The organism is Stenotrophomonas sp. FW305-C-20-S1 (assembly GCF_058783335.1).
In genome coordinates, this window is sequence record NZ_JBYTEK010000011.1 from 67,894 (window position 1) to 85,903 (window position 18,010).

Genomic DNA, 18,010 nt, shown 5'->3' on the forward strand with positions numbered 1-18,010 from the left:
TGCCTCGTTGGGAGTGAAAGGAACAGGTGCAACAGATGTCGGCGCGCAGTGTAGCGGCAGTGGCATGTACCGGGCGTGCGCGCTGGATTCAGGCCGCTGAGGGTGAGCCGGTGCGGATCACCACGTACTGCTTGCGGAATTCCAGCCCCGCCTGCGGCCAGCGCGCAGCATAGGCGCGCAGCAGCGGCAGGGCAGGGGCGAAGTCATGGCCGTTGACCCGGCAGTCGGCTTCGCACTGGCCCTGCTCGTCGCGCGAAGCGAACAGGCGAATGGCCAGGAAGTGATGAGCCTTCAGCAGATCGTCGAAGGCGTCGATGCTCCTGGTGAACAGGCAGCAGGGGCAGGAGCCGTGGTCGTCTTCGCTGCACGCAGCAGCGTCGTCCAGTTCGCGGGCGCGGTAATGGGCCAGCGGTCCCAGCACCACGGTGCGCTCGTGTTCCCGGCCGTCTTCGTTGGTCGGGTAGGTCAGTCCCATCATCGGCAGATCCGGTGCGTCTTCAGCGCCGATGGCGGCCTGCAGGGTCGCCAGATCCACCCGCACCCAGGTCTCGAAGCCGGACAGCAGGGATTCCTGTTCGGTTGCGCCATTGGCGTGCTGGTATTCGAACAGGCCATCGGCGAACAAGCCTGCGTGACGGGTCTCGATGACGGTGGAGGTCTGCCAGCCGCCGTTGTCGCGTTCGTTGCTGGCGACACCGTGCGGTGTCAGGTGCAGGCCACTGTCGAGCAGCAGTCCGTCGTCCTCGACGGTGCAGGCGATGTCACGGCCCAGCAGGACCTGTTGCAGCAGCGGCAGAAGTGCACTCGGGGCGGCGGACATGGCAGGGCCTGATGGGTAGGAAAGAACGGACGATGATGGCGGTATCCGCTGCACAGCGGCAGTGCGTTCCACGTGCGCAGCACGGCCGGGCCGCGTCCGCTGGTCGGCGATGCGGCTTCACGGGATGGGGCACTCGCCGGGATGACGCGGGCGCCTGTGCGGCGCCCGCGCAGGTGCTCAGGCCGACCAGGTGTCGCGCAGGGTCACGCTGCGGTTGAACACCGGCTTGGCTGCGGTGTGGTCGCGGCGGTCGGCAACGAAGTAGCCGGTGCGCTCGAACTGGAACGACAGTTCCGGCGCCGCGGTGGCAGCTGCCGGCTCGACATAGCCGATGACGGTGCGACGTGATTCCGGATTGAGGTAATCGCGGTAGGTCTTGCCTTCCGATTCATCGTCCGGGTTCGGCACCGAGAACAGGCGGTCATACAGGCGGATCTCGGCCGGCACGCCGTGCACCGCGCTGACCCAGTGGATGGTGCCCTTGACCTTGCGGTTGGCGCCTTCCATGCCCGGACGCGACTCCGGATCCAGCCAGCCGCGCAGTTCGGTGATGGTGCCGTCGGCATCCTTGATCACTTCATCGCAGCGGATGATGCCGGCGCCGCGCAGGCGCACTTCGCCACCGGGAACCAGGCGCTTCCAGCCCTTCGGCGGCACTTCGGCAAAGTCCTCGCGGTCGATCCACACTTCACGTGCGAACGGCACTTCGCGGGTACCGAAGCTTTCGTCCTTCGGGTGGTTGCTGAAAGTCAGCTGCTCTTCGTGGCCGTCGGCCAGGTTGGTCAGCACCAGCTTGACCGGGTCGACCACGGCCATGCGGCGCGGCGCGGCGCTGTCCAGGTCTTCGCGCAACGCGCCTTCCAGCACGCTGAAATCGATCAGCGAATTCTGCTTGCTGATGCCCACGCGCTCGGCGAACAGGCGCATCGCCGCCGGCGTGTAGCCACGGCGACGCAGGCCCTGCAGGGTCGGCATGCGCGGGTCTTCCCAGCCGTCCACCAGCTGTTCGGTGACCAGCGCCATCAGCTTGCGCTTGCTCATCACCGTGTAGTTGATGTTCAAGCGCGAGAACTCGATCTGGCGCGGCTTGGCCGCTTCGCGCGGCAGGCCGGCGTCGACCAGCGGCTGGGTCAGCGCGTCATCGTGGGCGAAGTCGACGTTATCCACGCACCAGTCGTACAGCGGGCGGTGGTCTTCGAACTCCAGCGTGCACAGCGAGTGGGTGATGCCTTCGATCGAATCGCCCAGTGCATGGGCGAAGTCATACATCGGGTAGATCGGCCAGGCGTTGCCGGTGTTCTGGTGTTCGACGTGCTTGATGCGGTACAGGGCCGGATCGCGCAGGTTGATGTTGCCGCTGGCCATGTCGATCTTGGCGCGCACGGTGCGCGCGCCATCGGGGAATTCACCGGCGCGCATGCGGCGGAACAGGTCCAGGTTTTCCTCGACGCTGCGGTCGCGCCACGGCGAGGGCCGGCCCGGTTCGGTCAGGGTGCCGCGGTAGGCGCGCACTTCCTCGGCCGACAGGTCACAGACGTAGGCCTTGCCGTCGGCGATCAGCTTCTCGGCGGCCAGGTAGTAGGCGTCGAAGTAATCCGACGCATGGCGCAGCTCGTTCCACTCAAAGCCCAGCCAGCGCACGTCGTCCTGGATCGCGGCCACGTACTCCGGGTCTTCCTTGGCCGGGTTGGTGTCGTCGAAACGCAGGTTGCAGACGCCGCCGAACTCGCCGGCGACGCCGAAGTTCAGGCAGATCGACTTGGCATGGCCGATGTGCAGGTAGCCGTTCGGCTCGGGCGGGAAGCGGGTCTTGATCGCCTGGTGCTTACCGCTGGCCAGGTCCTCGCGCACGATCTGGCGGATGAAATCGCGCTTCTCGTGGCTGTCGGCGGGGGTCTCGGGGCTGGCGGGGGTGTGCTCTGACATGAGTCGGCGAAAGAGAAAGGCAGAAAGATTGACAGTCTAACGCTTACCGGGAAGGGCTGCCCGGCGAGCGCAGCGGCACCATTCAGCCCCCGGGCGTATGCTGGAATCCTGTCCCACGGAGCTGCCGCATGCACATCGTGTACAAGGCCGACAATCTGTTCGACGCCCACCTGGTCAAGCACGCGCTGGAAGACGCCGGCATCCCGGCGTTCGTGTTCGGCGAGTCGCTGCTGGGCGGCATGGGCGAGCTGCCGCTGTTCGGCGTGCTGCGGGTCGGTATCCCCGACGCCGCGCGGGCACAGGCCGAAGAGATCGTGGCGGCGCTGGACTTGGGCCACGCCGCAGACGCCCCCATTTCAGATGCCGACGACATTGCCGGGCTTCCGGCGTAGGAGCGCATCATGTTGGGAATCGGACAGGGCATCCTCGGCATCGGGGCCTTCAAGCAGCGCCTGCCGCGCCCGGAAGAGGCTTTGCCGGGCCGCGACCAGCCGCTGCCGCTGCACAGCAACCAGCACTTCGTGAACAGCCATCCGTTGAAGGACCGTTTCGCCGGCCTGCAGCAGATCCGCTTCGCGCTGGGCTGCTTCTGGGGCGCCGAGCGCAAATTCTGGAACGAGCCGGGCGTGTACAGCACCTCGGTGGGCTATGCCGGTGGAATCACCCCGAACCCCACCTATGAAGAGGTCTGCTCGGGCCTGACCGGCCACACCGAGGTGGTGCAGGTGGTGTTCGACCCGGCGGTTGTCAGCCTGGAGCGGCTGCTGCAGCTGTTCTGGGAAAGCCACGACCCGACCCAGGGCATGCGCCAGGGCAACGACACCGGCACCCAGTACCGTTCGGCGATCCACGCCACCGACGAGGCCCAGTACGCCGCGGCGCTGGCCAGTGGCGAGGCCTACCAGGCGCAGCTGGCTGCAGCGGGGTATGGCCCGATCACCACCGAGATCGTGTATCCGGCACCGACGTACTACTACGCCGAGGACTATCACCAGCAGTACCTGGCCAAGAACCCGAACGGCTACTGCGGCATTGGCGGTACCGGCGTGAGCTGCCCGATCGGGTTGGATGTGGAGGTGCCGCGCTGACGCGCGGTGGTCCGCCTGCGGCGGGCAGAAGCCAAAGCCAAAGCGGCTCTGGGTTTCTGTGGGTTGGGCGGGGCGGTGTGGGTTGGCAGGACACGCCGTGAACCCCCCTCCGGGGTCCAGCCCAGCCGCTGGCGGCTGTGCGTTCGGGCGCTTGCGAAGCAGTGCTTCGCAAGCAAAGCGCCCTCACCCATGGGGGCTCGATGGCGCCATCCATGGCGCCAACGGTCCTGCCAACCCACACCGCCCCGCCCCCGACCGTTTCCCGGTGACGGTGGGCAAGAGCATGGGTTACTGACGAACTGATGGAAAACAAAAAGGACGCGGCGTTCGCCGCGTCCTTTTTGTTTGTTTGCTTGCGAGCAAGCGCAGCGCGCGACCCGCTTCTGCTCTTCTTTTCTTTCTTCCGTGGCGGACCGCCGCAGGAAACTGTCAGAGGGCGGGCGGGTTGGGTTCGCGGGAGTGTCCGCCGCATGGATGCGGCGGCCAAGCCTCCAGGGACGGATTCACGGCGTCTCCCGCGAACCCAACCCGCCCGGCCAAGCGCGGCTGTTGCTTCATGCAGTTCGCGACCAAGCCCCCGCCACGAGGGGCTCAGCCGTTGGCTGGAATCACAGTTCCGAGCGAATGCGCTCGCGCAGCGCCTGCAGATCCTTGGCAAACGCATCGATACCGGTCGCCAGCTTCTCGGTCGCCATCGGATCGGCGGCCAGGTCGGCTGCGAACTTTGCCGCGTCGATCGGCGTCACCTGCACCGCTTCAGCGGCACCGGCCACCAGCTTGCGCGGCAGCGCGCCGTGGTCGGCGTCGAGCTTCTCAAGCAGGTCCGGCGAAATGGTCAGGCGGTCGCAGCCGGCCAGCGCTTCGATCTGCGCGGTCGAACGGAACGAGGCGCCCATCACCACGGTCGGCGAACCGCGGCGCTTGAATTCGGCATACACCCCACGCACGAACACCACGCCCGGGTCCTCGTCGATGTTCGCCGGGGTCTGGCCGTTGGCCACGTACCAGTCCAGGATGCGGCCGACGAACGGCGAGATCAGGAACGCACCGGCTTCGCTGCAGGCCAGCGCCTGGGTGGGGTTGAAGATCAGGGTCAGGTTGCAGTCGATACCTTCGGCCTGCAGCACGCGCGCGGCTTCCACGCCTTCCCAGGTCGCAGCGATCTTGATCAGGATCTTCTCGCGCGGCACGCCGGCATCGGCATACATCTGGATGAACTGACGGGCCTTGGCCACGGTCGCGGCGGTGTCGTGGGCCTGGTCGGCATCCACTTCGGTGGAGACGCGGCCCGGCACCAGCGTGCTCAGCAGCGCACCGACGCCGATGGTCAGGCGGTCGGCCACGGCGTGCACCACGGCCTCGCGGTCGCCGCCCTGCTGGCGGCCCCAGGCCAGTTCGCGTTCGATCAGTTCCGCATAGACCGGCAGGTCCAGCGCCTTCTTCACCAGGGTCGGATTGGTGGTGCAGTCCACCGGCTGCAGGCGCTTGATCGCCTCGTAGTCACCGGTATCGGCAACGACCACGGACAGTTCGCGCAGCTGGGACAGTTTGGACGGGGTACTCATTACGGCTCCTGGTGCGGGGATTGCAGGGAAACTGATCGCGCGCGGTTCGCAGCGCAGGTCAGGGACGGTCGTTGTGGACCGCGCTCACGCGCAGCCGCAGCTTGCGGCCGCCCGGGGCGGTCCAGTCGATGCTCTGGCCAACGGCCAGGCCAAGCAGGGCGCTGCCGACGGGCGCCAGCACAGACACCTTGCCTTCATCGACATTGGCTTCGCGGGGGAAGACCAGGGTCAGGACATGCTTCTCGCCCGACACTTCATCTTCGCACTCCACGCGCGAATGCATCATGACGATGCCTTCGGGAATCTGGTCTGGCGGCAACACGGTTGCGCGGTTGAGCTCGTCGGCAAGCGTACGCGCGGCCGGCGTCTGGCTGTGTGCCGGGGATTCGAGCATGGCGTCCAGGCGGTCCATGTCGAGGGTGGAAACAGTGATCGACGGCGGAAGGCCGCTGGCGGTGTTCATGGTGACGCTCCTTGGTTGAAAGCCATGCAAAAGGCGGCACCTGCTGGCGCCGCCTGACTGTATTGTGGGGACAAATGCGGCCGGAATCGACTCCCGCCGGTTTCGATGCCCGGCTGCGGTGTCTCAGCCGTTCAGCACCGGCGTGGGCGGGGTGGCAGCATCGCCGCTTGGCGGGGCCAGCGCCTCCAGCGTGAACAGCGCATCGGGCAGGCGCTTGAACTGCTCGGCCAGCTCCATCAGGAACTCGTTCATTGCCGAGCTGCGCCGCCAGATCATGGCGATGCGACGGCTGGGACGGCCCTCGCCGACGAAGTCGAGCAGGCGGATGTTGTTCGAGCGCGGCACCGGCGGCTGTACCGACAGGCTGGGCAGCAGGGTGATGCCCACGTCGGCGGCGACCATCTGTCGCAGCGTTTCCAGGCTGGTGGCGCGGAATTCGGATTTTTCGTTGGCGCCGAACAGGCGACAGACTTCCAGCGCCTGGTCACGCAGGCAGTGGCCGTCTTCCAGCAGCAGCAGCTTCTGCGTGGCCAGTTCCTGTACGTCCAGATGCTCGCGCGTGGCCAGCGGGTGGCGGCCGGATACGGCCAGCAGGAACGGTTCCTCGAACAGGAATTCGGCGTGCAGCTGGTCGTCGATCACCGGCAGTGCCAACAGCGCGGCGTCGAGCCTGCCTTCGCGCAGGCGCTCCAGCAGCACATCGCTCTTTTCCTCCACCAGCAGCAGTTCCAGCTCGGGGAAGCGCGTGCGGATGCGCGGAATCACGTGCGGCAACAGATACGGGCCCAAGGTGGGGAAGATCCCCAGGCGCACCGTGCCCGCTTCGGGATCGCGGCTGCGTCGCGCCGCTTCCTTCAGCTGCTCCACTTCGGCCACGATCACCCGTGCCCGCGCGGCCGCTTCGTGGCCGGCGGGGGTCAACATCACCTTGCGCGGTGCGCGTTCCACCAGCGGCAGGCCCAGTTCCTCTTCCAGCTTGCGGATCTGGGTCGACAGCGTGGGCTGGCTGACGAAGCAGGAGGCGGCGGCCCGGCCGAAGTGCTTGTGATCGGCCAGGGCCACCAGGTATTTCAGGTCACGCAGGTTCATCCTCAGACCTCTCGGGGTACTGCACCGGCAGGGCGTGCCCAGCCGGTTGATGGTGCTCCCGATGGCCTGGGAACGTTGGATCAGGCCGCTTCGGCCACCGCACCGCTGCTCTTGGGAACCGAGGAGCGGATCAGGTGATCGAAAGCGCTCAGTGCGGCGGTCGAACCGGCGCCCATCGCGATGATGATCTGCTTGTAGGGTACCGTCGTGCAATCGCCCGCGGCGAACACACCCGGCAGATTGGTCTGCCCGCGGTCATCGATGACGATCTCGCCACGCGGCGAAAGGGCCACGGTGTCCTTCAGCCATTCGGTGTTCGGCAGCAGGCCGATCTGCACGAAGATGCCTTCCAGTTCGACGCGATGGGAGTCGCCGCCGACACGGTCCTTGTAGACCAGGCCGGTGACGCGGCTGCCGTCGCCCAGCACTTCGGTGGTCTGCGCGCTGGTCAGCACGGTGACATTGGCCAGGCTGCGCAGCTTCTTCTGCAGCACTTCGTCGGCACGCAGGCTGGAATCGAACTCCAGCAGGGTCACATGCGACACGATGCCGGCCAGGTCGATGGCCGCTTCAACGCCGGAATTGCCGCCACCGATCACCGCCACGCGCTTGCCCTTGAACAGCGGGCCGTCGCAGTGCGGGCAGTACGCCACGCCCTTGTTGCGGTACTGGTCTTCGCCGGGCACGTTCATTTGCCGCCAGCGCGCGCCGGTGGACAGGATCACCGAGCGCGACTTCAACACCGCGCCGTTTTCCAGCTGCACCTGCACCAGGCCGTCTTCGCCAGCGGGCACCAGCGCACTGGCGCGCTGCAGGTCCATGATGTCGACTTCATACTCGCGCACATGCTGTTCCAGCGCCGTGGCCAGCTTCGGGCCTTCGGTCTCCTTCACCGAAATGAAGTTCTCGATCGCCATGGTGTCCAGCACCTGGCCACCGAAACGCTCGGCGGCGATGCCGGTACGGATGCCCTTGCGCGCGGCATAGATCGCCGCAGCAGCGCCGGCCGGGCCACCACCGACCACCAGCACGTCGAAGGCGTCCTTGGCGGCGATCTTCTCGGCATCGCGCTTGCTGGCGTTGGTGTCCAGCTTGGCCACGATCTGCTCCAGGGTCATGCGGCCCTGGTCGAACACCGCGCCGTTGAGGTAGACGGTCGGCACCGACATGATCTCGCGCTGCTCGACTTCCTCCTGGAACAGCGCGCCGTCGATGGCCACGTGCTGGATGCGCGGGTTGAGCACCGCGGCCAGGTTCAGTGCCTGCACCACGTCCGGGCAGTTCTGGCAGGACAGCGAGAAATAGGTTTCAAACCGGTAGTCGCCTTCCAGGTTCTGCACCTGCTCGATCAGCTCGGCAGTGGCCTTGGACGGATGCCCGCCGACCTGCAGCAGGGCCAGCACCAGCGAAGTGAACTCGTGGCCCATCGGCAGGCCGGCGAAGGTCAGGTGGATGTCCTGGCCCGGCGTGCCCAGGTCGAAGGACGGCACGCGGCCCTGGCCGTCGCGCAGCACCTGCAGCGAGATCTTGTCCGACAGGCTTTCCAGGGTCTGCAGCAGTTCCAGCATCTCCTGCGACTTGGCACCGTCGTCGGCATGCGCGGTGATCTGGATCGGGCGGGTCACGCGCTCCAGATAGGTCTTCAGCTGCGACTGCAGGTTGGCGTCCAACATGGTCTTCTCCTGGCTTCAGGCAAAACGGGGGCGTGGCACCGCTGTAGAAGGTAGCGGACCAGCGAGGGGGTAGGGGTGAACCCAAGAGGGCAGCGCGGACCTGTGGAAGGGGCGATGCGGGCGCGGCCGTCTTGGGTTCACCCCCACGCCGGCGATGTGGCCGGCACGGGGATGGGCGCGCCGCAGCGTGGGGCTGCGGCAGGCCGGTGCTGCTTTAGATCTTGCCGACCAGGTCCAGCGACGGGGTCAGGGTCTTCTCGCCTTCCTTCCACTTGGCCGGGCAGACCTGGTTCGGGTTGGCGGCGGTGAACTGGGCAGCCTTCAGCTTGCGCAGGGTCTCGGAGACGTCACGGGCGATCTCGTTGGAGTGGATCTCCAGGGTCTTGATCACGCCTTCCGGGTTGATGATGAAGGTGCCGCGCAGGGCCAGGCCTTCTTCTTCGATGTGCACGCCGAAGGCGCGGGTCAGCTGGTGGGTCGGGTCGCCGACCAGCGGGAACTGGGCCTTGCCCACGGCCGGCGAGGTTTCGTGCCAGACCTTGTGCGAGAAGTGGGTGTCGGTGGTGACGATGTAGACCTCGGCGCCGGCCTTCTTGAATTCGGCGTAATGGTCAGCGGCGTCTTCGATCTCGGTCGGGCAGTTGAAGGTGAAGGCTGCCGGCATGAAGATCAGGACCGACCACTGGCCCTTCAGGGTGCTGTCGGAGACCTTGATGAACTCGCCATTCAGGTAAGCGTTGGCTTCGAACGGCTGGATCTGGGTGTTGATCAGGGACATCGTTTTTCCTCTGGGTGAAGGGGAGTGGGTGAATCGACAGGACCTAGGTTACTGGTTCCATTTCGATAAGGACAATGCATTGATTACATCTATTTGATAGATGAAGTCTATTGATGTGCGCTGAGCCGGCAATGAATCAGGCCACCTGCATCCTGCAACCCGCTGTATGACAAGGGAAATCATCAGCGGCTGCGGAAAACGGTCGATAGGTCTCTCATATCCCACCGCAGCGAATCCCGCCCCAGCGAACCTGAACGGTATCCAGACTCTACAATTGCGGGCCCACCGCCCGCGCCAGTGCCTGCCATGCCCGCCGATTCCGAACCGTCCCTGCGCCAGGTCGTGGCCGACGCCAGCGGCCGCCTGGGGGGCGTAGAGGCCCGTCATGAAGCGGAGCTGCTGCTGCTGCATGTGCTTCAGCGACCGCGCAGCTGGTTGTTCGCGCACGCCACCGATCCACTGCCCGCCGCCGAGCAGGCCGCGTTCGAGGCCTTGCTGGGTCGTCGCCTCGCGGGCGAGCCGGTGGCCTACCTGACCGGCCGTCGTGGTTTCTGGACCCTCGATCTGGAAGTCGACCCCGCCACCCTGATTCCGCGCCCGGAAACCGAACTGCTGGTGGAACTGGCGCTGGAGCGCCTGCCGCCGGACCGTGCACTGCGGTTGGCCGATCTTGGCACCGGCAGCGGCGCGATTGCATTGGCCCTGGCCAGCGAACGACCGCAGGCGCAGGTGCTGGCCACCGACGCCAGTTCCGCTGCGCTGGCGGTGGCGGCCCGAAACGCCGCGCGCCACGAGCTGGGCAACGTGCGTTTTGCCGAAGGTGGTCACGACTGGTACGCGCCGCTGCACGGTGAACGCTTCGACCTGATCGCCAGCAATCCTCCCTATATCGCCAGCGACGACCCGCACCTGCAACAGGGCGATCTGCGCTTCGAGCCGACCACGGCGCTGGCCTCGGGCATCGATGGGCTGGACGACATACGTCGCATCATCGTCGGCGGCGGCGACCACCTGCAGCCCGGCGGCTGGCTGCTGATCGAGCACGGCTGGGACCAGGGCGATGCCATCGGCGCGCTGTTCGAGCAGGCCGGCTACATCGACGTGCAGACCGTGCAGGACCTGGAGCAGCGCGACCGGGTCACCCTGGGCCGGCGACCGGCCTAGAATGGGGGTTCTCCTGCCAAGGGCAGGGCACCACCACGGAGCTGCAAGCATGCGTACGCTGTACCCCGCCATCACCCCTTACGACGTCGGCACCCTGAAGGTCGACGACCGCCACACGCTGTACTTCGAACAGTGCGGCAACCCGGACGGCAAGCCGGTGGTGATGCTGCATGGTGGGCCCGGCGGCGGCTGCAGCGACAAGATGCGCCAGTTCCACGACCCGGCCAAGTACCGCATCATCCTGTTCGACCAGCGCGGTGCCGGTCGTTCCACCCCGCATGCCGATCTGGTGGACAACACCACCTGGGACCTGGTGGCCGACATCGAGAAGCTGCGCGAGCACCTCAAGGTCGATCGCTGGCAGGTGTTCGGTGGCAGCTGGGGCTCGACCCTGGCGCTGGCCTATGCGCAGACCCATCCGCAGCGCGTGACCGAACTGGTGCTGCGCGGCATCTTCATGCTGCGCCGCTGGGAGCTGGAATGGTTCTACCAGGAAGGCGCCAACCGCCTGTTCCCGGATGCGTGGGAGCACTACCTCAAGCCGATTCCGGCGGTGGAACGCCACGACCTGATTTCGGCCTTCCATCGCCGCCTGACCAGCGAAGACGAAGCAACGCGCTTGGACGCGGCCAAGGCCTGGGCGGTGTGGGAAGGCGCGACCAGCTTCCTGCACGTGGACGACGACTTCATCAACAGCCATGAAGACCCGCACTTCGCGCTGGCGTTTGCCCGCATCGAGAACCACTACTTCGTCAACGGTGGTTTCTTCGAGGTGGAAGACCAGCTGCTGCGCGACGCGCACCGCATCGCCGACATCCCGGGCGTGATCGTGCACGGCCGCTACGACGTGGTCTGCCCGCTGGCCAATGCCTGGGACCTGACCAAGGTGTGGCCGAAGGCGAAGCTTGAGATCACCCCGGCCTCGGGGCATTCGGCGTTCGAAGCCGAGAACGTCGACGCGCTGGTGCGTGCCACCGATAGTTTCGCCTGATCGTGGGGTAGTGCCGGCCGCTGGCCGGCAACGCCTTACCGGTAGCGCCGGGCCATGCCCGGCGGCTTTTGCGTTGAAACGCTCATCCACGCATGGCGTGGATCTACCACGGCCCAGTAGAGCCAGGCCATGCCTGGCTGCTTTTGCGTTGAAACGCTCATCCACGCGCGGCGTGGATCTACCAATCCCCGCCCAACAACGCTTCGGCCAGCACCTGCAGTTTGGGTGAGTGCTGGCGCGAGGGCGGGTAGATCAACGACAGCGCGCGGCTGCGGCCTTCAAACGGCTGCAGCACGCGCTGCAGGCGGCCATCGGCCAACGCGTCGGCCACCGCGAAATCCATCACCTGCACGATGCCGATGCCCGCAATCGCTGCCTCCACCAACGGGTCGCCGCAATCAAACACCATCCGCGTCGGCGGCGTGACCTCGCGCAGCTGCCCGTCCTGCAGGAACTGCCAGTCCACCAGCCGGCCGCTGCGCAGGTTGCGCACCGCCAGGCAGGCATGGTTCTGCAATGCCGCCACATCGGCCGGCTCACCCTGCGCGGCCAGGTACGCCGGGCTGGCCACGGTCACCCAGCGCAGTGGCTTCAACGGACGCGCCACCATGCGCTGGTCGGCGATGGTGCCGGTGCGCAGGGCGGCGTCGAAGCCTTCCTCCACCAGATCCACCAGGCGGTCGCTGAGCACCGCTTCCACCTGCAGCTGCGGATGCTGCTGCAGCAACGGTCCCAGCAACGGCACCAGCACCTTGCGCCCGAACATCGACGGCGCGCTGATCTTCAACGTGCCCGATGGCGTGCAGGGGCGGTCGGCCAGCAGCCGCTCTGCGTCTTCCATCCCGCACAGCAACGGTCCCACCTGCTCGACGAACTGCTGGCCATCCGGGGTCAGCGCGACATTGCGCGTATTCCGCTGCAGCAGCTTTACCCCCAGCGAGGCTTCCAGCCGGCCGATCGCGCGTGACAGCCCGGACTGGCTCAAGCCGAGCTGGCCGGCGGCGACGGTGAAGCTGCGCGCCTCAGCTACCTGCACCAGCATGCGCACCGCGTTGAGGTCCATCGAGGATCCATTCATGCGGAAAATCATGACAGAAATCGCGTTGAGGGGGTTTATTGATTAACCTGCATCAATGAGACTGCCGTCCCCCCTCAGAACCGGGCGCCGCATGCCTCCCCTGAAATACCCGCGCTGGGCGCTGACCCTGCTGGCCACCGCGCAGCTGATCATCGCTCTGGACGCCACCATCATCTTCGTCGCCCTGCACGACATGGGCCGCGCGCTGCAGATCAATGCGCAGCAGCTGCAGTGGGTGGTCAGCGCCTATACGGTGGCCTTTGGCGGCAGCCTGCTGCTGGGCGGGCGTGCGGCCGATCTGCTGGGCCGCCGCCGCTTCTACCGGCTGGGCATGCTGCTGTTCGCGCTGGCCTCGCTGCTGGGTGCGCTGGCGCCCAATGCCACGCTGCTGATCGTGGCACGTGCGGCGCAGGGCATCGGTGCGGCGCTGCTGTTTCCGGCCACCCTGGCCCTGATCAATACGCTGTATGCAGAAGGCCCGTTGCGCAACCGCGCGCTGGCAATCTGGAGCATGGCCAGCGCGGCGGGCCTCGCGTTGGGAACGCTGCTGGGCGGCGTGCTGACCCAGGCGTTCGGCTGGCCGGCGGTGCTGGCGGTGATCGTGCCGTTGGCCGCCGCCTGTGCCGTCGCCGCGGGCGCGTGGCTGCCGGCCGATGGCCCGCGCGTGCGCGGCCGTTCCTTCGATCTGGCCGGTTGCCTCACCGTCACCGCCGGCGGCAGCCTGCTGGTCACCACCCTGGTGCAGGGGCCGGAATGGGGCTGGACCGCGCCGGCCACGCTCATCTGCCTATTGCTGTCAGCCGTGCTGCTGACGGTGTTCGTACAGATCGAAAAGCGCAGCCGCGACCCGCTGATGCAGTTCGCGCTGCTGCGCCTGCCCGGCCTGCGTGCAGCACTCGGCCTGACCTTCGCGTTCATGAGCAGCTATGGCGTGCAGTACTACTTCCTGGCGCTGTACTTCCAGGATGGCTATGGCTGGAGCCCGCTGCAGGCCGGCATGGCCTTCCTGCTGCCGACGCTGGTGTGCACCTTCGGCATCCGCATTGCCGAGCGCATGCTGCAGCGCCGTTCGCCACGGCAGGTGCTGGCCTGGGGCTTCGCTGCCGGTGCCATCGGCATCACCGCGGTGGCGCTGGCGATGCCGCACGGCGCCAGCTACTGGCCGCTGCTGCCGGGCATCGTGGTGCTCAGCGTGGGCCAGGGCATGAGCTGGACGGCGATGTGGATCGTGGCCGGGCAGGGCGTTCCGGGGCCGCAGCAGGGTGTGGCGTCCGGCATGGCGGCTACCGCACAGCAGATCGGTGGCGCGTTGGGACTGGCAGTACTGGTAATGGTGGCCAACGCCGCACGCGGCACGCAGGCGGCAACCAGTCCTGATGCCCTGCAGGGCATGATCAATGCACAGTACGGCGCAGCGCTGTTCGCCGCGCTCGGCGTGGTCGTCGCGCTGGGCCTGCGTCCGGCACGGGTAGACTGCAGCTCTCCCGACGCGCTGCCCAACGACGCATGATTGCACTGCTTGATCTTCGCCAGACGCTGGACGCGTTTGCCGCCTGCAATGACGACCACGACGTATGGGCGTCGTTCGGCTGGGTGCATGCCAGCGAGGGCGATCTGCTGGCGGCGCGTTTCTGGTTGCCGGCAGATGAAGACGCCGCGTTCGATGATGACGGTGAAGTGCCCGAGGCCGTGCAGGCGCTGGGCCTGTCGGCCTGCCTGGAACCGGCCACGTTCGCTGACGTACTGGATGTGCAGAAGCGCCAGCGTCCGCTCTCATCCCTGCAGGATTACGCCGAAGCGCTGGCGTACTACGCCGAGTACGACGCCTTCCTGCAGGTGGACGGTGTCGATGAAGCGCTGGGCGAGGCGGGTGCCGCCGAGCAGGACGCTGCGCGCGCAGCCGGTGTCGGGCCGGGCATCTTCGCCGCGTTCGAGTTGACGCTGGCGTGTGCGGGCGAACAGGTCAAGGCTGCGGCACAGCGCGTCGCGCAGCTGCTCGACATTCCGGTGGGCGAAGCGCTGGCACGCTGTCGCGCGCTGCCGGTGTTGCTGGGTGAAGCACTGGATCGGCGTCGTGCGCAGGCGATCAAGGACGATTTTGAAGCGATCGGCGTCCGCGTGCAGGTGCGCGGATTCAAACCGTTCCCGTGGATGGATGTTCCCGTGCTGCGTTGACGAAAATCATCCACGCATGGCGTGGATCTACTGGGAACCGGCCTCGTTCTTTCTTTTCGCCGAATGCGGATGTCCGCCACCGCTGCAGTAGATCCACGCCATGCGTGGATGCGGTCATCCCAACGCCAACAACTGCGGCTGCAAGGCGCTGAAAATACGCGCCAGCCGCTCCGCCCACGCCTGCTGCCCGGCGGCATCGGCGATCAGGTCCTGGCGGATTTCCAGTTCCACATGCACCAGGCCGCGACCTTCGCCATGCACCGGCACCGCGTAGTCGCTGCTGCTGTTGACCGAATACGGTTCGTTGTCGCCCACCACCAGGTCGCCTTCATCGCGCAGTGCCTGCAGCAAGGCGTGGGCAAAGCGTGTGTCCTGGTGGTACAGCACGCCGGCGTGCCAGGGGCGCTGCATGCCGTTCATCACCGGGGTGAAGCTGTGCATCATCACCAGCAGCGTCGGCCGTCCCGCATCGCGGCGCGCATCCAGTTCGGCATCGATGCGTGCATGGTAGGGCGCGTGGATCGCATCGATGCGCTGCTGCCGCTGTGCGGGCGACAGCCCGGCATTGCCCGGCACCATGGTGTGGTCGCTGACCTCGGGGATCAGCGTGGGCGAAACCAACGGCCGGTTGCAGTCGATCAGCAGCCGCGAATAGGTCTGCTCGATCGCCCACGCATCCAGCCGCTCGGCCAATGCACGGGTGGTGCCGCCGATGCCGATGTCCCAACCGATATGCCGGTCCAGTTCGGCCTGCGGCAATCCAAGGTCGGCCAGTGCACGCGGCACCTGTTGGCCGGCATGGTCGGCCAGCAGCAGGAACGGTGAGGCACCCTGCGCACGGTGCACGCTGAAGATCGCCGGATCGTCGGCGCCCAGCAGTGCCGGCAGCGCGTGCAGGCCGGCGTCAGCCACGGGGCCGGCCGTCCAGGTGGTGCTCGATCATCCACAGGCCGGCCCACAGCTTGGCATCGGCTTCATAGCCTTCGGCCATTTTCTGCACCAGCCAGGCGGCCGCCTGCGTGCGCGGCACTTCATGCACGGTGATGTCCTCGCTCTCGTCGCCGCCGCCTTCGCCGATGCGGCGCAGGCCGGTGGCACGCACGAAGGCGATCTTCTCGCTGCTGGCACCGGAGGAGGTGGGGCCGATCATCAGCACTTCGGCGTGCTCGGCGGTCCAGCCGGTTTCCTCTTCCAGCTCGCGTACAGCGGAAACTTCGATGGACTCGCCCGCATCGATGTCGCCGACCAGCCCGGCCGGCATCTCGATGGTCGAGGCCTGCAGCGGCACGCGGAACTGCTCGACGAACAGCACCTTGTCCTCGGGAGTGACGGCAATGATGATCGCGGCCAGGCCGCCGGCGTGGGTGCGTTCGCTGTATTCCCAGCTGCCACGCACGACCATGCGCTGGTACTTGCCTTCGTAGACGACACGCGGTGCTTCGGTGTTGCGCTGGCTCATGCGGGCTCGCTGGAAGTAGGGACGGGGTCGGAAATGCCGGCGGCACTGAACAGCCGGCGGCGGGTCATGGGGCCGAAGCGCAGGGTCTGGCACAGGCCGTCGAGCAGCTCTGGATCGGCCGCCTGGCGCGGCATGCCGGGCTGGCAACCTTCCAACGGTGCGTCCAGGGCGATGGTGGTCAGCTGGCGCCAGAGCTGGGCGTGCTCGCGCTGCTCGCGCAGGCGCACGGCCATCTGGGCCGCGCCGCGCAGGCGCAGGAACGGCACTTCGTCCAGGCGTTCGAACAGCACGTCCATGCTGCCGAAATGGGCCAGCAGCACGGCCGCCGACTTGGCACCGACACCGCTGATGCCCGGAATGTTGTCGACCGCATCGCCGCACAGCGCTAGGTAATCGGCGATCTGGTGCGCGTGTACGCCGTGCCGGGCCTTGACCCCGGCCACGTCCCAGCGCTGGTTGCGTGCGTAATCCCATTGCTCGTCATGGTCGAGCAGCAGCTGAGACAGGTCCTTGTCGGCGGAAATGATCACGCCGCGATGGCTGCTGCGGTGGCCATGCAGGGCGCTGCCGATCAGGTCGTCGGCTTCGTAATCATGGTGGGCAAGCACCGCCAGGCCGAGCGCTGCGCACAACGCCTTGCAGTGCACGAACTGGCGCTTGAGCGCTTCCGGCGCCGGGTCCCGGTTGGCCTTGTAGGCCGGGTACAGGCGGTGGCGGAAGCCGCTGTCCAGTGCTTCGTCGAAGGCGATGGCGATGTGCCGGGGGCGTTCGCGCTCCAGCAGGTCCAGCAGGAAACGGGCGAAGCCGTGCACGGCGTTGGTCGGCCAGCCCTGGCTGTCCTGGAATTCGTCCGGCAGCGAATGCCAGGCGCGGAATACGTAGATGCTGGCGTCGACCAGGTACAGCGGCGGCGGTATCGCCACGGGAATCACCGCGCTCACTGGCCGGTCCAGTCCTGCAGCAGGGCCGCGGCATCGGGACGCTCGCGCTCGGGCACTTCGGCCTTGGGCGTGCCGATGTGGATGAAGCCGGCAATGCCTTCGCCCTCGGCCAGCCCCAGGTGGGCGTGCACGGCAGGATCGAAGGCCATCCATGCGGTCAGCCACTGCGCGCCGAAGCCCAGCGCCTGTGCCGCCTGCAACAGAGCAAAGCACACACAGCCGGCGGTCATCAGCTGTTCCTGTGCCGGTACCTTCGGGTCCGGGCGGGGGCTGGCCACCACCACGATCACCAGCGGTGCATGGCTGAAGCGCTGGCGGTCCTTCTCGAACACGGCGTCGCCGGCATGCGGGTCGCGCTCACGGCTGCGCGCGGCCAGGAAGTCGCCCAGAGTGTGACGCGCATCGCCGGCGATCTTCAGGAAGCGGAACGGTACGCGCTTGCCGTGGTCGGGCACGCGGACCGCCGAGGTCAGCATCCGCTGCAGGGTGGCCGGGTCCGGTCCGGGCTCGCCCAGTTGCCGCGAGGGCACCGAGCGGCGGGCATCTAGGGCAAGCAGGGCGGCAGGGTCGGGCATGGAGTCTGAACCGGTCATCACGGGTCGCTGATTATAGTCGGGGAGGTAGATGACGCCGTTTGTGTCGCGTCAGACCCCTGAATAGCAAACTGTGATGAACATCATGCCACTGGCGGATCACGGAGCCCCGCTTCCCCTCGCCTCGCAGGCCCCGCACGGCTTACGATACGTAATATTGCCGGGCCGCCGTTCATGAGGTTTGAAGTGAGGACTGTTTCACTGTCC

The 18,010-nt window shown here is 66.9% G+C and carries 18 protein-coding genes; 6 read left to right on the forward strand and 12 right to left on the reverse strand.

All coding sequences use genetic code 11. The features are described from left to right. Positions 1-88: 88 nt before the first annotated feature. The gene (locus AC3WTC_RS08145) at positions 89-820 is read right to left on the reverse strand and encodes a DUF6348 family protein (RefSeq protein ID WP_059066058.1); all 732 of its coding nucleotides are present in this window, start codon (positions 818-820) and stop codon (positions 89-91) included. Between the two features lie 177 nt (positions 821-997). Next, on the reverse strand, positions 998-2,746 hold the full coding sequence (locus tag AC3WTC_RS08150) for a glutamine--tRNA ligase/YqeY domain fusion protein (RefSeq protein ID WP_492711266.1): 1,749 nt from the start codon (positions 2,744-2,746) through the stop codon (positions 998-1,000). A gap of 128 nt (positions 2,747-2,874) precedes the next feature. Here AC3WTC_RS08150 and AC3WTC_RS08155 point away from each other — a divergent pair, with 128 nt between their 5' ends. Together AC3WTC_RS08155 and msrA are read left to right on the forward strand one after the other, a co-directional pair. After that, positions 2,875-3,138, forward strand: coding sequence for a putative signal transducing protein (locus AC3WTC_RS08155; protein WP_132825899.1), 264 nt, complete (start codon positions 2,875-2,877; stop codon positions 3,136-3,138). A gap of 30 nt (positions 3,139-3,168) precedes the next feature. Continuing rightward, complete coding sequence (gene msrA / locus AC3WTC_RS08160; protein ID WP_059066071.1) at positions 3,169-3,834, forward strand: peptide-methionine (S)-S-oxide reductase MsrA; 666 nt, start codon at positions 3,169-3,171, stop codon at positions 3,832-3,834. 608 nt (positions 3,835-4,442) lie between these two features. On the opposite strand, the gene AC3WTC_RS08165 is transcribed toward msrA, so the two are convergent. From AC3WTC_RS08165 to ahpC, 5 genes are all read right to left on the reverse strand, one after another. After that, positions 4,443-5,399 carry a transaldolase gene (locus AC3WTC_RS08165; protein ID WP_032977493.1) on the reverse strand — a complete coding sequence of 319 codons (957 nt, stop codon included), beginning with the start codon at positions 5,397-5,399 and terminating at the stop codon, positions 4,443-4,445. A 58-nt stretch (positions 5,400-5,457) separates the two neighbouring features. Next, positions 5,458-5,862, reverse strand: coding sequence for a nucleoside diphosphate kinase regulator (rnk, locus tag AC3WTC_RS08170; RefSeq protein WP_025877946.1), 405 nt, complete (start codon positions 5,860-5,862; stop codon positions 5,458-5,460). A 123-nt stretch (positions 5,863-5,985) separates the two neighbouring features. Next, complete coding sequence (locus tag AC3WTC_RS08175; protein ID WP_025877947.1) at positions 5,986-6,951, reverse strand: LysR substrate-binding domain-containing protein; 966 nt, start codon at positions 6,949-6,951, stop codon at positions 5,986-5,988. Positions 6,952-7,031: 80 nt separating this feature from the next. Further along, positions 7,032-8,624, reverse strand: coding sequence for an alkyl hydroperoxide reductase subunit F (gene ahpF / locus AC3WTC_RS08180; RefSeq protein ID WP_033830402.1), 1,593 nt, complete (start codon positions 8,622-8,624; stop codon positions 7,032-7,034). Positions 8,625-8,838: 214 nt separating this feature from the next. Then, a complete protein-coding gene (gene ahpC / locus AC3WTC_RS08185; protein WP_025877950.1) occupies positions 8,839-9,402 on the reverse strand; it encodes an alkyl hydroperoxide reductase subunit C in 564 nt (187 codons plus the stop codon). Between the two features lie 306 nt (positions 9,403-9,708). On the opposite strand from ahpC, the gene prmC reads away from it, so the two are divergent. Then, positions 9,709-10,566, forward strand: coding sequence for a peptide chain release factor N(5)-glutamine methyltransferase (gene prmC, locus AC3WTC_RS08190; protein WP_492711267.1), 858 nt, complete (start codon positions 9,709-9,711; stop codon positions 10,564-10,566). 49 nt (positions 10,567-10,615) lie between these two features. Further along, positions 10,616-11,557, forward strand: coding sequence for a prolyl aminopeptidase (gene pip, locus AC3WTC_RS08195; protein WP_032977488.1), 942 nt, complete (start codon positions 10,616-10,618; stop codon positions 11,555-11,557). Positions 11,558-11,735: 178 nt separating this feature from the next. Here pip and AC3WTC_RS08200 read toward each other — a convergent pair whose 3' ends face one another. Continuing rightward, the gene (locus tag AC3WTC_RS08200) at positions 11,736-12,620 is read right to left on the reverse strand and encodes a LysR family transcriptional regulator (RefSeq protein WP_492711280.1); all 885 of its coding nucleotides are present in this window, start codon (positions 12,618-12,620) and stop codon (positions 11,736-11,738) included. Between the two features lie 106 nt (positions 12,621-12,726). On the opposite strand from AC3WTC_RS08200, the gene AC3WTC_RS08205 reads away from it, so the two are divergent. After that, on the forward strand, positions 12,727-14,145 hold the full coding sequence (locus AC3WTC_RS08205; protein ID WP_080149970.1) for an MFS transporter: 1,419 nt from the start codon (positions 12,727-12,729) through the stop codon (positions 14,143-14,145). Further along, on the forward strand, positions 14,142-14,810 hold the full coding sequence (locus AC3WTC_RS08210) for a DUF7716 domain-containing protein (protein WP_032977482.1): 669 nt from the start codon (positions 14,142-14,144) through the stop codon (positions 14,808-14,810). Before AC3WTC_RS08205 ends, AC3WTC_RS08210 begins: the two co-directional genes overlap by 4 nt. Positions 14,811-14,924: 114 nt before the next feature. Here AC3WTC_RS08210 and AC3WTC_RS08215 read toward each other — a convergent pair whose 3' ends face one another. From AC3WTC_RS08215 to AC3WTC_RS08230, 4 genes are read right to left on the reverse strand one after another with little or no spacing between them, the layout of a single operon-like run. Beyond that, positions 14,925-15,722, reverse strand: coding sequence for an N-formylglutamate amidohydrolase (locus AC3WTC_RS08215; protein WP_492711268.1), 798 nt, complete (start codon positions 15,720-15,722; stop codon positions 14,925-14,927). Continuing rightward, positions 15,715-16,269, reverse strand: coding sequence for an NUDIX hydrolase (locus AC3WTC_RS08220; protein ID WP_025877960.1), 555 nt, complete (start codon positions 16,267-16,269; stop codon positions 15,715-15,717). Before AC3WTC_RS08220 ends, AC3WTC_RS08215 begins: the two co-directional genes overlap by 8 nt. Further along, positions 16,266-17,210 (reverse strand): 5'-3' exonuclease, encoded by a 945-nt coding sequence (locus AC3WTC_RS08225; RefSeq protein WP_492711269.1) that lies wholly within the window; start codon positions 17,208-17,210, stop codon positions 16,266-16,268. The genes AC3WTC_RS08220 and AC3WTC_RS08225 overlap by 4 nt, the downstream gene beginning before the upstream one ends. After that, positions 17,207-17,785 (reverse strand): nitroreductase family protein, encoded by a 579-nt coding sequence (locus AC3WTC_RS08230; protein WP_025877963.1) that lies wholly within the window; start codon positions 17,783-17,785, stop codon positions 17,207-17,209. The genes AC3WTC_RS08225 and AC3WTC_RS08230 overlap by 4 nt, the downstream gene beginning before the upstream one ends. Positions 17,786-18,010 lie beyond the last annotated feature (225 nt).